This window comes from Mycolicibacterium setense, assembly GCF_000805385.1.
Lineage (GTDB): Bacteria > Actinomycetota > Actinomycetes > Mycobacteriales > Mycobacteriaceae > Mycobacterium > Mycobacterium setense.
Genome location: NZ_JTJW01000010.1, coordinates 872,521 through 887,533, shown reverse-complemented (window position 1 = coordinate 887,533; position 15,013 = coordinate 872,521). Strand labels below are relative to the sequence as shown.

Genomic DNA, 15,013 nt, shown 5'->3' with positions numbered 1-15,013 from the left:
GACCAGAGTCTCTTGGTTTGAAGCAGTCCGACAAACAGGTGGGGCACGATTGTCGAGTTACGACAATTCTTCGGTCGCTGCGAGCTCGATCATCATCGCCAGCCGTTTGCGCGCATCGGCCAGGTCGAGCTGGGTCAGCTCGGTCATCTTGCGCAGTCGGTATCGCACGGTGTTCTCGTGGACGCCGAGCGCGCGTCCGGCACCGGCCAGATCGCCCTGGGCCTCCAGCCAGGCGCGCAGCGTGCCCGCGTACTGCGTTCCGTGCGCCTGATCGTGGGCGCGCAGTTCGGCGACCGGACCGCGCTGCGGGGCGCGGCCGGAGCGAGCGGCGATCCGCAGACGCTGCAGCAGGATCTCGTCCCAGGCCTCGTCGTAGACCGGCGCCGGACCTTCGCGCCGAACCTCGTGCAGGGCCAGACATTCGTCGGCCTCGCTGCGGGCCAGTGACAGCTCAGCGGCGGTGGCAGGGCCGCTGATCCCGGCCAGTACCGTCACGCGCTCGGGCAGCGCGGCGCGTAACCCGGTCACCCAACTGCTCGCGGCCTCGGCCTCGGCACCGGGGAGCACGGTGTAGACGGTGTTGCCCGCCAGGGCGCTGCGGCCGGGACGTGACCAGCCGAAGCCGGCGGTCGCCCGCTCGAACGCCAACAACAGGGCGGCATGCCGCTCGTCGGGGGTCTGGGCCCGCAGCGCGATCACCCGCAGCGGGGTCTGCGGCAGGCCGAGCCGGCTGGCGGCCGTGGTGGCGTCGGCGGCGCCCTCGAGCAGACGGATGACGAGCTCCGACTCCACCTGGCGTTCCAGATCGGCGCTGGCTCGGGAGCGCAGCAGGTGCAGTGCGACCATCCGGGCGCCGTCGGCCAGCGCGGCGCGGCGTGTGTCGGGCAATGGGGCAGCGCAGGTCACCCAGATCGAGCCGAGCAGTTCCCGGCCGGCCCGCGCGGCCACGACCATCCGCCCGGTCAGCCCGCGCTCGTCGTCCCCTTCGACGAATATCGGCTCATCGGACTCGGCCAGGTGCCGGAACACGCCGCGCGCCTCGAACAGGGTGCGCAGATGTTCCGGTGCCCCACGGCTCAGGATCGTCTCGGCGCGGGCCGGATCGGCGTGCTGTTGCAGCCGCGAGTACGCCAGCACCGCGCTGCGCCGGTCCTCGATGGTGACCGAGCCGCCCACGGCGTCGGCGAGGCTGTCGGCCAATGCGAACAAATCGGTTGGGCCGCGCCCGGATTCGGTCTCGCGGCCCTCGAGGACGACGCCGTAGACCACCGCCGCCAACTCGCTCCAGGAGACTTCGGGCTCCACGGTCATCACCGCGATGCGGTCGTCGATCACCGGTTCGTCATCGTCGGGAAGGTCTGGGCCACGGACCAGCACCACCACTGCGCGCGCGGCCGCGGCCCACCGCACGGCTTCGGCGACCGAGCCGGCCCCGACGGCCAGCAGGACGTCACCGATGACCTGGCCAGGTTCGTGCATCACGACGCTGCGTAGCTCGGTGGCGCGTGCGGCCTGACGGAGCCCATGCGCGGGGGTGCGTAGCCGCACCCCGTAGCCGCCCAGGACGTTGATCAGGCGGTCCAGCGTGACCACGGATTACGGCCCGGCGGCCAGCGTGGCCTTGCCGGTGCGCTGCTGACCGGCCTGGTCCAGCCAGGTCAGGCCGATGACATCGCCCGGATAATGCTGATCCAGAACCAAAGTCAGGGTCCGGGCCGAATCCAGCCGGGTGTCGTCGATGCTGGTGAGCAGATCTCCCGGGATCAGGCCGGCCGCCTCTGCGGGCCCGCCGGGGATGACGTCCTGGACGATCACGCCACCGCTCTGGCGCTGCGCGGTACGCACTCCGACGCCGAGCATGGTCGGCGGTCCGATGTGCACCGTGGCCGACGGGGTACGGGCGCGGATCTGCCCGGCGATGGCCATCGCGTTGTTGATCGGGATCGCGAATCCCTTGCCGCCTGGGCCCATTCGGAAGTTCACCGACGCGGCCGTCGTCATACCGACAACCTGGCCCGCATTGTTGACCACCGGACCGCCGGAATCGCCCGCGCGTACCGGTGCCGCGAACTCGAACAGTCCGTTGATCTCATCGCTGGTGCCGGTCAGCTCGTCCTCGGCGTTGACGGTCCGGTTGAACGCGCTGATGGTGCCGACCTCGTGGGTCAGGGGAGAGCCGCTGCCGCCGGCATTACCGAGCGCGACGACGGCATGGCCGGGTGCCAGCGCGCCCGAATCGCCGATCGGTGCCGGAGGCAGCCCGGCCGCGCCGTGCAGCTGCAGCACGGCGATGTCGTTCTGCCGGTCGTAGCCGACCAGTTCGGCGGAATAGCGCTGGCCGCCGACCGTGGCGCTGATCGTGTTGGCGCCCTGTACGACGTGGTAGTTGGTGAGCACCTCACCGCTGGGAGACAGCACGGTGCCGGTGCCGATGCCGTAGGCCTGCTGGTAGTCGACCACGGTGTCGATCCGCGCCACCGAGGGCTCGACCTGGGCGGCCACCGTCTCCGGGTCACCGGGCGCGGCGACGGCCGGCGCTGTGGGGACGACGACGGCAGCCGCAGCGGTCAGTGCCGCCGCGAGGATGGTTCTGAACGGATGTGAGCTCACTTTGCTCATGTACCCATCTTGGCTGGATAAATACCCGATGTCGACGCGGTTGGCGTCCGTCAGTCTTCGGTGCTGACTTCGCCGCGTGAACGCCGGCCGCGCCGCAAGATGCCGCTCTTGCTCGACGGGCGCCGGTTGCGCAGCGACTTGCCCTCGTCAGATTCGGCGGCCTCGGCTTCGGTTTGGTCCTCGGCTTCGTCGGCGACGGTCTCGTCGGCGCCGGATTCAGCCTCGGCCTCGGCGTCCGATTCGGCTTCGGCTTCGGTCTTGTCGTTCTCGTCGACCGAGGTCTCCTCGTCGGCAGCCTCGTCCGTCGGTTCGGTCCCCTCCGCCCCGGCGGCCTTCTTCTTGCGTCCGCGACGCTCAGCCTTCTCGCGAGGCTTGAGCGGCTTCGGCGGCGGGGGCGGCAGTTCGGCGACAAAGGCCAGGTAGAAGGCGAAAATGCCGAGCAGTGCGATCGCGGCGGCGGCGCCGTAGATGCCGAACAGCCACGGACCGAAGTTGTCCAGTGACAGCCAGATCTCGGAGACCGCGGTGCCGACGATCAGCACGGCCGCCACCACATGCAGGGAGATCGAGGCGGTCCGCAACCGCAGCGCCAGCTCCGGGGTGGACAGCTCGGGACGCTTGGTGCGCTGCAGGGTGAACACCACCGGCAGGGCCGCGACACCGATCAGCACACCGGTGACGATGCGCAGGATCAGCCCGAGCGTCGGGGAGGTCTGGCCCACGAGTTCCGGCCAGCGCGGAAGGATGAAAAAGAAGAACAGGCCGGCGGCCACGATCGAAAACGACACGTGCCAAATCACCGCGACGGTGCGGCCCATACTCCTCCTCGGTACTTAATTGGGCCGGGGTGCGAACCGCTGATCAGGGTTGATTCAGCAGGTCGCACCCCGGACCCGAGCGCGGAGGATAGGGGATTTGAACCCCTGAGGGCTGTTAACCCAACCCGCGTTCCAGGCGAGCGCCATAGGCCACTAGGCGAATCCTCCGTCGGCAATCGTAGCCGACGCCTGAACCAGTCCCGTAAACGCCGGGGACGGGGGCGGGTATTACACTCACGTTGGACCCCGCGCGGCGTCCATCCTGTGAACTCCCCCAGGGCCGGAAGGCAGCAAGGGTCAATGGGCTCTGGCGGGTGCGCGGGGTCCCCTTACATTCCAGCTCATTCAGCATCTGTGAAAGGCGCGCGGTGTCGTTCCAGTCTCTCGGCCGCGACGATCTGCTCGCGCAGCACGAAGCCCAACAGCGCAACTACGCAGAGCTGCAGGCCAAGAAGCTGAACCTGGATCTGACCCGTGGCAAGCCGGCGCCCGAGCAGTTGGATCTGTCCAATGCGCTGCTGAGCCTGCCCGGTTCGGAGAAAGACTCCTACCGCGACCGCGAAGGCACCGACACCCGCAACTACGGCGGCCTGCACGGTCTGCCCGAACTGCGGGAGATCTTCGGCGAGCTGCTGGGCATCCCGGTGCAGAACCTCATCGCCGGCAACAACGCGAGCCTGGAGATGATGCACGACAGCATCGTGTTCTCGCTGTTGCACGGCGGGGTGGATTCGCCCAGGCCCTGGGTCCAAGAGGCGAAGGTGAAGTTCTTGTGCCCCTCGCCCGGCTATGACCGGCATTTCGCGATCACCGAATCCCTGGGCATCGAGATGATCGCGGTACCGATGCGCGAGGACGGCCCCGACGTCGACCTGATCGAGGAACTCGTCGCAGCGGACCCGGCGATCAAGGGCATGTGGTGCGTTCCGGTGTACGGAAACCCGACCGGGGTCACCTTCTCCTGGGAGGTCGTCCGCCGTCTCGTCCAAATGCGCACGGCGGCAAGCGATTTCAGGCTGATGTGGGACAACGCCTACGCGGTTCACACGTTGACCGACGAGTTCATCCGTCAGGTCGACGTGCTGGGCCTGGCCGAGGCGGCCGGTAACCCCAACCGGCCGCTGGTGTTCGCCTCGACCTCCAAGATCACCTTCGCGGGTGCGGGTGTGAGTTTCCTCGGCGGCTCGTTGGGCAACATCGCCTGGTACCTGCAGCACGCGGGCAAGAAGACCATCGGGCCGGACAAGGTCAACCAGCTGCGGCACAGTCGGTTCTTCGGCGACGCCGACGGGGTGCGGCTGCAGATGCAGCGGCACCGGCAGTTGATCGCCCCCAAATTCGCCCTGGTCGCCGAGATCCTCGAGGAGCGGCTGGGTGAGTCGAAGATCGCGTCGTGGACCGACCCCAAGGGTGGCTACTTCGTGAGTCTGGACGTGTGGCCCGGCACCGCCAAGCGCACTGTCGCACTGGCCAAGGATGCCGGGATCGCGGTCACCGAGGCGGGTTCGGCCTTCCCGTACCGCAAGGATCCCGAGGACAAGAACATCCGCATCGCGCCGACCTTCCCGGCGCTGCCCGATGTGCGTGAGGCGATCGACGGCCTGGCCACCTGCGCCCTGCTGGCGGCCACCGAGTCACTGCTGGACGACTAGTCGGGATCGGTAGGTAGCCTTCTCCCGTGGCTCTTTACCGCAAATACCGGCCGGCAACCTTCGCGGAAGTCGTTGGCCAGGAACATGTCACCGAGCCGCTATCTACCGCGCTGACCGCGGGCCGGATCAACCACGCCTATTTGTTCTCCGGGCCGCGCGGCTGCGGTAAGACGTCCTCGGCGCGCATCCTGGCCCGCTCACTCAACTGTGAACAGGGCCCCACGCCCACACCCTGCGGGGTGTGTGATTCGTGCGTCGCACTGGCGCCTAACGGTCCGGGCAATCTTGACGTCACCGAACTCGACGCAGCCAGCCACGGTGGCGTCGACGACACCCGCGAACTGCGGGATCGCGCGTTCTTCACCCCCGCGCAGTCGCGGTACCGGATCTTCATCATCGATGAAGCGCACATGGTCACCACCGCCGGTTTCAACGCGCTGCTCAAGATCGTCGAAGAGCCGCCCGAGCACCTGATCTTCGTATTCGCCACCACCGAACCGGAGAAGGTGCTGCCGACCATCCGGTCGCGCACGCATCACTACCCGTTCCGCCTGCTGGCCCCGCGCACCATGCGGCCGCTGCTCGAGCGCATCTGCGCCGACGAGAACGTCAACGTCGACGATGCGGTGTACCCGCTGGTCATCCGGGCCGGCGGCGGTTCACCCCGTGACACGCTCTCGGTGCTCGATCAGCTGCTGGCCGGGTCCGAGCAGGGTGCCGACGGCAACCACATCACCTACCAGCGGGCGCTCGCACTCCTCGGTGCCACCGACATGGCGCTGATCGACGATGCGGTCGAAGCGTTGGCAGCCGGGGATGCGGCCGCGCTGTTCGGTGCCGTGGAGGCGGTGATCGACGCGGGTCACGATCCGCGCCGGTTCGCTACCGATCTGCTGGAGCGCTTCCGCGACCTGATCGTGCTGCAGGCCGTGCCCGACGCGGTCACCCGCGGTGTCGTGGACGCGCCGGCCGATGTGCTGGAACGGATGCGTGAGCAGGCCGCCAAGTTGGGCGCGGCCACCTTGACCCGCTTTGCCGAGGTGGTGCACGCCGGCCTCGGCGAGATGCGTGGCGCCACGGCACCGCGGCTGCTGCTGGAAGTGGTGTGTGCCCGGCTGCTGTTGCCCTCCGCGCATGACACCGAATCGGCGCTGTTGCAGCGCATCGAACGTATCGAGACCCGGCTGGACCTGTCGATCCCGGCCGGTGAGGCCGCAGCATCGGCTGCCGGGTCCGCCGAGCCGGCCAAGACGTTTGTTCGTCGCAGCCAGGCCGCTGCTCCTTCCGCCGAGGCCCCGGCGGCCGCACCCGCACCTGCGTCCGCACCCGCACCCGCAGCCACCCCCGCACCTGCGTCCGCACCCCCGGCTGCTCCCGCGCCTCAACCGGCACCTGAACCCGCACCGCAAGCTGCGCCGCCACCGGCGCCTGCCTCCGAACCGGTCGCGGCTCCGCCCCCGCCGCCACCACCTGCTTCCGAATCCGAGCCCGCGCCCCTGCCGCCGGAGCCTGACTTCGAACCTGAGCCTGCTCCGGAACCCGAGCCCGAACCGGTGCACGCAACGGTTGCCCCCGGGGGCGAGCCCAACGCTGCCGCGGTGCGTTCGATGTGGACGACGGTGCGCGAGAAGGTGCGTGACCGCAGCCGTACCACCGAAGTCATGTTGTCGGGGGCGATCGTGCGGGCGGTCGAGGACAAAACTCTTGTGCTGTCCCATGAATCGCCACCGCTGGCCAAGCGGCTGACCGAGTCCCGCAATGCCGACGTGATCCGGGATGCGTTGAAGGATGCGCTCGGGGTGGACTGGCAGATCCGGTGTGAGGTCGGCACCGCGGAGGCGGCGCCGCCACCCCCGCCGCGCGCGGCCAAGCCTCCGCCACGGGTGCCGACCCGGCCTGGCCGTGTCATTCCCGAACCCGATCCGGTGCCCGACCCCGAGCCGCCGCCGTCCCCGGAGGACGAGGAGGAAGAGATGCTCGCCGAGGCTTCGCAGACCGAGGCCGGCCCGCGTCGCGATCCAGAAGAGGTCGCCCTCGAGCTGCTGCAGACGGAACTGGGCGCCCGCAAGATCGAGAGCTAGCGGTTACGCGCCGTCACTGCTGTCACGCCTGCCCAGAATTTTCGGGCGGATACCGATGCGGGCTCGTCCATATGTCGTTCTCCCGCACGACACGCCCGATACTCGCCCACTCCGCCGTGCGAAGCGCGATCCGTGCGAAAGGCGATCCGTGCGAAACGCGAAGGGAGCCTAGGGTGTCCACCACGGCCGCAGCGGCAGGCCGCCGTCGTCACCTCGGTCATCCAGCTTGACGGCCAGAACCTGGTGTAGCTGAACCACATTGGTCTCGAAGCCCAGCCGGGAGCCGGCCATGTACAGGCCCCACACCTTCGCCGTGGGCAGCCCCACCTCGGCCACCGCCTCGTCCCAGTGCTCGACGAGGTTGGCGCACCAATCGCGCAGGGTCATCGCATAGTGGTTGCGCAGGTTCTCCTCGTGCATGACCTCGAGGCCGACATCCTGCACCTCGGCGATGATCCGGCCCGAACCCGTCAGTTCTCCGTCCGGGAACACGTAGCGGTCTATGAAACCACCCGCGGCCGCGCCACTTCGGTTGTCGTGGCGGGTGATGCAGTGATTGAGCAGCAGCGCCCCCGGACGCATCCGCGACTTCAGGAAACCGAAGTACGACGGGTAGTTGTGTACGCCGATGTGCTCGGTCAGGCCGATCGAGGACACCGCGTCGAACCCGGTTTCGGTGATGTCGCGATAGTCGCCGTGGCGCACCTCGGCCAGGTCACCGAGACCCTCCTTGACGATGGCCTCCTGCGCCCAGCGGGCCTGTTCCACCGACAGGGTCACCCCGAGCGCATTGACACCGTGGCGTGCGGCGTAGCGCACCATGCCGCCCCAGCCGCAGCCCACGTCGAGCAGCCGGTCGCCTGGTTGCAGCCGGAGCTTCTCGAACACCAGGCGGTATTTGTTGTCCTGCGCCTCTTCCAGGCTGGCATCGGCATCCGGGTAGCACGCGCAGGTGTAGGTCATCGACGGCCCCAGCACCCATTCGTAGAAGGTGTTCGACACGTCGTAGTGATGATGGATCGCCTCGGCGTCACGAGTCTTGCTGTGCCGCAACCCTTCTACCACCCGCCGCCACCGTGGCAACGCCTCCTGGGGCGGCGGCGCGATGGGCTTGAAGTGCTCGATGCCGATGGACCGGACGATGTTGGCCAGCACCCGGGCGGACGGACGTTTGAACGCCATCTTCTCCGCCAGTGCGCACAGCAGCGGATAGGGGTCGCCGGGATGTGCTCCGTACAGATCCAGGTCGCCGGACACATAGGCGCGGGCCAGGCCCAGGTCCCCGGGCGCGGTCGCCAGATATGTCGTGCCGCGCGGGGTCTTGAGGTCCAGGCCGAGGGTGGCATCGCTCGGACCGGACGTACTGCCGTCGTAGGCGGTGAATTTCAGCGGCTGGGAGCCCGAGGCGAAGATCTCCAGGATCTCGGCCAGGCTGAGCTTGTGATCCCCTGCGTGCGTGGGCTGTTCTTTGAAGGTTGTCATCGCTGTTCTCCGTTCATCGGCGCAGGACGGCTTTCGAATACAGGTCAAACAAACGCGAATCGGGGTCGTAGGCCTTCTTGACGGTCTTGTACGTCTCTCCGCCGTAGAGTTCGTCGAAATCCTCACGCTGATAGTAGGAATCGGAATAGAGGGACTTGTGTCCGTCGAGCTCGCTGACCTTGGCTTCGATCAGCTTGTTGGTGTGGCCCTCCACCGGCCCGACGGGCACCGAGGACCAGAATCCGACGTTGACGTAGGTGTGGTGAGCGCGAAGGGGATACAGGGGCCAGCCCGCACCGTTGCGGTCGTCCTCACGTAACCGCAACGGGCACAACCAGATCGGCTCGATCGGTACGTTGTGCAGGAACCAGTTGAGAAAGTGTTCGCAGTTCTCCACCGGCACCTCGACGTCCTGCACCACCCGCTCACGCGGAGGACGTCCGTGATGCTTCTCGATCCGGTCGGCGATGTTGAACCGCTGGTCGTAGCCGACCAGTTTCCAGTAGAAGCTGCTGCGGCGCAGCCGGCGGGGCCAGAACCGGCGGATCGTGGGATTCTGTGCGCCGAAAGCCCGCGAACACCAGAACCAGTCGGTGTCCCACCGCCACAGATAATCGTGAATCGTCAGCCGGTCGTGCTTCTCGCCTTCGGCGTGCTGGATCGAGCGGTAGTAGATTTCCTGGCCGGTGTAATCGCTGACGGGCCCCGGCGTCGTCGTCTTGAAACCGACGCACAGGTAGCTTTCGTCGGCGCTGAACACCACCCCGTCGAGGTAATCGACCGGCTCGCCGTCGAGCCCGCCGGTCTCGATGATCCGGTCCATGGCTGCGACGAGTTCGGTCAGCGAATGAAACCGTAGGTGGCGCAACGCGACAAATGGTGTGACGGGTTCCAGCTCGATCCGCAGCCGGGTGGAATAGCCAAGGGTGCCATATGAATTGGGGAAAGTACGGAACAGGTCGGAGTGGTGTTGCTGTGAGGCGGTGACGATCTCGCCGGTTCCGGTGAGAATGTCCATCTCCAGCACCGATTCGTGCGGCAGACCGTTGCGGAACGACGTGGACTCGATGCCGAGCCCGGTGACCGCGCCACCCAGCGTGATGGTCTTGAGTTGCGGCACCACAAGCGGGGCCAGGCCGTGCGGCAGCGTCGCGGCCACCAGATCCTCATAGGTGCACATGCCGGCCACGTCGGCGGTGCGGGCGTCGGCGTCGACCGCGATCACATTGGTCAGCCCCGACACGTCCAGGCCTTTGACATCGCTGCGAGCGCGCGCACGGAAGAGGTTCGACGTGGGCTTGGCAAGCCGCACGGTCGAATTCGGTGGTATGGCGCGGTAACTGTCCAACAGGCGCTGCACGCCTGTGGCATGGACAGCTTGTGCGTCAGTCGCAACAACAGACACACATATACGCTAGTCGGAGGTTGCCGACGATGCGACCGCAGACACGAGTTGAAGGAGTTTCAATCATGGGACAGGTCAGTGCGGTCAGCACGGTTCTGATCAACGCCGAGCCGGCCGCTGTGTTCGCCGCGATCGCGGACTACCAGACCGTGCGCCCGAAGATTCTCTCCTCGCACTACCGCGACTATCAGGTTCTCGAGGGTGGCCAGGGCGCGGGCACCGTGGCCAGTTGGAAGCTGCAGGCGACCGAGTCCCGGGTGCGTGACATCAAGGCGTCGGTGGATGTGGCCGGCCACACCGTGATCGAGAAGGACGCCAACTCCAGCCTGGTGACCAACTGGACCGTGGCCCCGGCGGGCACCGGATCTTCGGTCAATCTCAAGACCAGCTGGACCGGTGCCGGCGGGATCAAGGGCTTCTTCGAGAAGACCTTCGCGCCGCTGGGCCTCCGCAAGATCCAGGCCGAGGTACTGGCCAACCTGAAGAAGGAAGTGGAGAGCGCGTAGCGCCCGACCATCGAGCGCTAACGCGCCGGGGTGCCGCCCTGGCTGCCCAGGTAGGCGGCGACGCCCCGCACGATGGCTTCGGCGTACTTCTGCCTGCCGTCCGGCGTCTTCATCAGTGACGAGTCGACCGGGTTCTTCATGTTGCCGCACTCGACGAGGATCGACGGGAACTGCGCCAGGTTGAGCCCGGCGATGTCCGAGCGGGCATCCAGACCGCCGGAACCGATGTAGGTGGCCGGCGGGATACCCGAGGCGGACAGCTGATCGCGCATCGCCTTGGCGAACTGCACCGACGGTCCGGCCTGCACGTTGTTCAACGGCGGCGACGAGTAGAGCACGTGGAAACCGCGGCCGTTGGCCGGGCCGCCGTCGGCGTGGATGGACACGATGGCATTGGGCCGCAGTGCGTTGGCCATCGAGGCCCGCTCGTCGACACAGGGTCCCAGCGCGTTGTCGTTGCCGCGCGACATGGCGGTCCGCACGCCCATCTGATTCAGGATGGCCCGTACCCGCAACGTGGTGTCCCAGGTGAAGGTGTGCTCGGGGAAGCCGTCCTCGGTGGAGGTGCCGCTGGCCTGGCAGTCTTTCGTGCCGCCGCGGCCGGTGGGCACCTGGCGGCTGATCGACGCGTCGTTGGCGCCGTTGTGGCCGGGATCGAGGAAGACGATCATGCCGGCGACGTTCGGGGCAGCGTTGGCGTGAGGAGCGTCGACGATCGCCGGGACGGCCGCGGCGACGAGGGCGCAGATCGCCGCCCTGCTGGCTTTGGCGGCGCCGACACGCACGCGGGCTGGGACTCGCACGGGCGCCACGCTAGCCCGCACGCCGACTAGGCTGAAAGTCCGAATCGCCGCCGACAGGCGAGAGCAACCAAGTCGAGACCAAGACGCAACCAACACGGCAAGGGGACCACTCATGCAACCCGGAGGCACGCCCGACATGTCGGCCCTGCTGGCGCAGGCTCAGCAGGTACAGCAGCAGCTCATGGAGGCGCAGGAGGCGCTGGCCAATTCCGAGGTGCACGGCCAGGCCGGTGGCGGCCTCGTGCAGGTCACGGTGAAGGGCAGCGGTGAGGTGGTCGCGGTGGCGATCGATCCCAAGGTCGTCGACCCCGACGACGTCGAGACCTTGCAGGACCTCATCGTCGGTGCGCTTGCCGATGCCTCCAACCAGGTGACCACGCTGGCGCAGAGCCGCCTGGGCCCGCTCGCCGGCGGGCTGAGCGGGTTCGGGCTTCCGGGGCTCTAAGTGTTCGAAGGCCCGGTACAGGATCTGATCGACGAGCTCGGCAAGCTGCCCGGTATCGGGCCCAAGAGCGCCCAGCGGATCGCCTTTCACCTGTTGAGCGTCGAGCCGCCGGAAATCGATCGGCTGACCGCGGTGCTGGGCCGCGTCCGGGACGGTGTCACGTTCTGTGCGGTGTGCGGCAACGTCTCCGATGAGGAACGCTGCCGGATCTGCAAGGACCCCCGCCGCGACGCCTCCTTGGTGTGCGTGGTCGAGGAGCCCAAGGACGTCCAGGCCGTCGAGCGCACCCGGGAGTTCCGGGGGCGCTATCACGTACTCGGTGGGGCATTGGATCCACTGTCGGGCATCGGGCCCGACCAGCTGCGTATCCGCGAACTGCTCAATCGCATCGGCGAACGGGTCGACGGCGTCGATGTTGCCGAGGTGATCATCGCGACCGATCCGAACACCGAGGGTGAGGCCACGGCCACCTATCTCGTGCGGATGCTGCGCGACATCCCGGGCCTCACCGTCACTCGTATCGCCTCGGGCCTGCCGATGGGCGGCGACCTGGAGTTCGCCGACGAGCTCACCCTCGGCCGGGCGTTGGCCGGCCGCCGGGCCATGGCTTAGTTTTTCCCGCCGAAACGGCATTCCAGCAGGGCCTTACTCGCACTTTTCCTGCTGGAATGCGATTTCGGCGGGGTTGTCGTACCCGAGGGCAAGCATCTGCCCATGGGGGAGATTTTGATCGGCACCGAGGCGATTGCCGACGGCATCGTCACAAGGCACGAGCTCCGGCGTTGGTACCGGCCGATTTTCCGGAACGTCCATGTGCCGCGGGACCAGTCGTTGTCGCTACGTGACCGCACCACCGCGGCCTGGCTGTGGACCCGACGCGAGGGCGTCGTCACCGGTGTTGCAGCCTCGGCATTGCACGGGGCGCAATGGGTCGACGACGACATCACGATCGAGTTCCTCTGGGATTGCATCCGCTCGCCGCGCGGCATCGTCGTTCGCCACGAGCGCGTCGAAGATGACGAGATCACCTGTGTCGCAGGCCTACCGGTGACCACACCCGCACGCACGGCCTTCGACCTCGGCCGTTTCCTGCCACGCACGAAGGCCGTCGAGCGCCTCGATGCGTTGATGCGCGCGTGCCCGTTTTCGATCGAGGACGTCCTGATACTGGCCAAGCGTTACCGGGGCGCACGTGGTGTGGCCAAGCTGAAAGCCGTGCTGCCATTGGTCGACGGCGGCGCGGCGTCACCGCCGGAGACGCGGCTGCGTCTGCTCTACATCGACGCCGGCCTGCCCCGGCCGGCAACGCAGATCACCATCGTCGACGAATGGGGACGGCACGTTCGAACCCTCGACATGGGTTGGGAGGACTTCCAGGTCGCCTCGGAGTACGACGGTGGCCAGCACCAGACCGACCGGGCGCAGTACGTCAAGGATCTGAGGGTGCTGCCCAAGCTCGCCCAACTCGGTTGGGATGTCATGCGAGTGATCAAAGAGGATCGACAGGCCGACGTGATTCAGCGGGCATATCAGGCATTGCGGGCGCGTGGATGGGACCCCAAACGCCGCGAAACCGCATTCCAGCAGAGAAAGTTCGAGTAACGGTCTGCTGGAATGCGGTTTCGGCGGGATGGCGATCAGTGGTTAGCCGTCGTGGCTGCCACTGCCCTTGTGGCTGGACTTGCCGGCGGAGTGCCCGCTGCCCGCACTGTTGTCCGAGCTGCCGGCACCGCTGTCCGACGTGCCGGCGCGCTTGTCGGTTTTCCCGGCGATCCGCTGGGCGGCCTTCTTGATGTTGTCGCGGATCTGCCTCGCCGGGCTCTTTGTCGCGACCTTCTTGGCTGTGGAGGCCTTCGGGGTCGCGGGGGAGCCGGTGGCCTCAGCGGCCGCGGAGCCGCTGCCTGCCGCGGCGTCCGCGCTCGAATCGGTTGCAGTGCCGGTGGATTCGGCAGGTGCCTCCTCGGCCGGCTTCGCGACGGCGGGCTCGGCGGTGTCCGCGCCCTTCGCCGGAACGGTCTCAGCAGCCTCGGCCACGTCCGCTGCGATACCGGAAGCCGGAACACTGAGTGTGACGCTCCGCGCGGAGGGGCCGCTGGTCAATGCGTCGACGGCGGAACTGCTCAGCTTGGCGGAGGTGGCTGTCGCGGACGACGGGGCCGGTGCCATCGGGTTCGGGTCGAGCACCCCCGCGATCATTTTGGGGAGATCGAGCAGCGATGCGATGGGTCCGCTGCCGAGGGCCCCGAGCGGGGACGACGGGGACAACAGGCCCGCGACGGGGATGATCCCCAGAATCGTGCCCTTGCCGTTCAGGAATGCATCCGTGAGGGTCGCCGGTGCGTTGATGAGCGCGCTGGCGGCGCCTTCCGCATCTCCGGCGTTGACAGCCTTGACCACTTCTTCGGCGGTTGCGGCCAAACCGTTCACCACGGACAGGATCGGGAAGGCGGCCGGCAGTGCCACCGCGGTCACGATGTTCGGCACCTGTTTGATCACGTTCACGAAGTTTTGCGCCGTCGTGTTGACCGCGGACCAGCTGTTGTTCGTGACGTCGAGCAGGCCGAGGATCGCCGGAAGGAGGCTCAACGTCAGTCCGTCCAAGGCCGAGCTGATCTCGCCCTGCGAGATCAGCTCGGAAGCCGTCTGCAACGCCTCAGGTAGGCCTTGGAGCGTGGCCGTGAGGTTGTCGGCATAGGTCTGAAGGGCGTTGCCGACGACCGTCGCGTTGCCGATCTGATTGCTGACGACGGTCCGCAGGATCGGGAAGTCACTGGCCAGCAGTTGCTCGCCGAGCGTCTGCAGATTGGCGCCCGCGTTCGACAGCGTCTGCGCCCACGCATCCACCGGATTGGTCAGGGCGGACAGACTTACCGCTGCAGACGACGCGTGGAGTGCCGGCAGCTGGATGTCAGTCGGGGTTGGCATGACCGGGCTGACGGCGATGACGCCCGCGCCGGCCAGGGCCACCCCAGCGGTGAGATATGAGCGAACAGCGGTTTGCATGACCTTATTCCTTTGCTTACTCCCCGAGGGGAGTTGATACCTACTTGAGAGTAAGGACAGATTGAACACATAAACCCACGTCAAATCCATAGTTAGTCCACATAATGAGACGGCTCAGCGGGTCTTGAAATGAGGAAAGTATTTGCTCAAGCGGCAGCTGCAAAAGCAGTCTTCGGCGCTCTGGCAAACACCTGGCGGT

At 67.2% G+C, this 15,013-nt stretch carries 13 protein-coding genes, 1 tRNA gene and 1 other RNA gene; 7 read left to right on the top strand and 8 right to left on the bottom strand.

Annotated elements, in window-relative coordinates:
- Positions 1-57: 57 nt before the first annotated feature.
- The 4 genes from QQ25_RS29325 to QQ25_RS29310 all read right to left on the bottom strand — a co-directional run bounded on the left by QQ25_RS29325 (position 58) and on the right by QQ25_RS29310 (position 3,605).
- Positions 58-1,593, bottom strand: coding sequence for a PucR family transcriptional regulator (locus QQ25_RS29325; RefSeq protein ID WP_039326033.1), 1,536 nt, complete (start codon positions 1,591-1,593; stop codon positions 58-60).
- 3 nt (positions 1,594-1,596) lie between these two features.
- Entirely contained in the window at positions 1,597-2,619 is a 1,023-nt protein-coding gene (locus QQ25_RS29320; RefSeq protein ID WP_039382571.1) for a S1C family serine protease, read from the bottom strand.
- A gap of 50 nt (positions 2,620-2,669) precedes the next feature.
- Positions 2,670-3,437 (bottom strand): lipid uptake coordinator LucA, encoded by a 768-nt coding sequence (locus tag QQ25_RS29315; protein WP_039382569.1) that lies wholly within the window; start codon positions 3,435-3,437, stop codon positions 2,670-2,672.
- A gap of 82 nt (positions 3,438-3,519) precedes the next feature.
- Positions 3,520-3,605, bottom strand: a tRNA-Ser gene (locus tag QQ25_RS29310).
- Positions 3,606-3,674: 69 nt separating this feature from the next.
- Here QQ25_RS29310 and ffs point away from each other — a divergent pair.
- The 3 genes from ffs to QQ25_RS29300 all read left to right on the top strand — a co-directional run bounded on the left by ffs (position 3,675) and on the right by QQ25_RS29300 (position 7,170).
- Positions 3,675-3,771: signal recognition particle sRNA small type (ffs, locus tag QQ25_RS30430), an RNA gene on the top strand.
- Between the two features lie 34 nt (positions 3,772-3,805).
- Positions 3,806-5,089, top strand: coding sequence for an aspartate aminotransferase type Ic (locus tag QQ25_RS29305; protein WP_039382566.1), 1,284 nt, complete (start codon positions 3,806-3,808; stop codon positions 5,087-5,089).
- A 26-nt stretch (positions 5,090-5,115) separates the two neighbouring features.
- Positions 5,116-7,170 (top strand): DNA polymerase III subunits gamma/tau, encoded by a 2,055-nt coding sequence (locus QQ25_RS29300; RefSeq protein WP_039382564.1) that lies wholly within the window; start codon positions 5,116-5,118, stop codon positions 7,168-7,170.
- A gap of 168 nt (positions 7,171-7,338) precedes the next feature.
- Here QQ25_RS29300 and QQ25_RS29295 read toward each other — a convergent pair whose 3' ends face one another.
- Both QQ25_RS29295 and QQ25_RS29290 read right to left on the bottom strand, forming a co-directional pair.
- Entirely contained in the window at positions 7,339-8,652 is a 1,314-nt protein-coding gene (locus QQ25_RS29295; protein ID WP_039382562.1) for a class I SAM-dependent methyltransferase, read from the bottom strand.
- Between the two features lie 13 nt (positions 8,653-8,665).
- Positions 8,666-10,057 carry an FAD-binding oxidoreductase gene (locus QQ25_RS29290; RefSeq protein WP_039382561.1) on the bottom strand — a complete coding sequence of 464 codons (1,392 nt, stop codon included), beginning with the start codon at positions 10,055-10,057 and terminating at the stop codon, positions 8,666-8,668.
- A gap of 65 nt (positions 10,058-10,122) precedes the next feature.
- On the opposite strand from QQ25_RS29290, the gene QQ25_RS29285 reads away from it, so the two are divergent.
- Positions 10,123-10,563: an SRPBCC family protein gene (locus QQ25_RS29285; RefSeq protein ID WP_039326019.1), complete on the top strand. Its 441-nt coding sequence runs from the start codon at positions 10,123-10,125 to the stop codon at positions 10,561-10,563.
- Between the two features lie 17 nt (positions 10,564-10,580).
- Here the strand turns inward: QQ25_RS29285 and QQ25_RS29280 are convergent, their stop codons facing one another.
- Complete coding sequence (locus QQ25_RS29280) at positions 10,581-11,375, bottom strand: Rv3717 family N-acetylmuramoyl-L-alanine amidase (RefSeq protein ID WP_039326017.1); 795 nt, start codon at positions 11,373-11,375, stop codon at positions 10,581-10,583.
- A 103-nt stretch (positions 11,376-11,478) separates the two neighbouring features.
- Here QQ25_RS29280 and QQ25_RS29275 point away from each other — a divergent pair, with 103 nt between their 5' ends.
- The 3 genes from QQ25_RS29275 (at position 11,479) to QQ25_RS29265 (ending at position 13,413) form a co-directional block, all read left to right on the top strand.
- Entirely contained in the window at positions 11,479-11,811 is a 333-nt protein-coding gene (locus QQ25_RS29275; RefSeq protein WP_039326014.1) for a YbaB/EbfC family nucleoid-associated protein, read from the top strand.
- Entirely contained in the window at positions 11,812-12,423 is a 612-nt protein-coding gene (gene recR / locus QQ25_RS29270) for a recombination mediator RecR (protein WP_039326011.1), read from the top strand.
- Positions 12,424-12,525: 102 nt separating this feature from the next.
- A complete protein-coding gene (locus QQ25_RS29265; RefSeq protein ID WP_052236143.1) occupies positions 12,526-13,413 on the top strand; it encodes a type IV toxin-antitoxin system AbiEi family antitoxin in 888 nt (295 codons plus the stop codon).
- A 42-nt stretch (positions 13,414-13,455) separates the two neighbouring features.
- Here QQ25_RS29265 and QQ25_RS29260 read toward each other — a convergent pair whose 3' ends face one another.
- Complete coding sequence (locus tag QQ25_RS29260) at positions 13,456-14,814, bottom strand: hypothetical protein (protein ID WP_131546255.1); 1,359 nt, start codon at positions 14,812-14,814, stop codon at positions 13,456-13,458.
- Between the last annotated feature and the right edge of the window lie 199 nt (positions 14,815-15,013).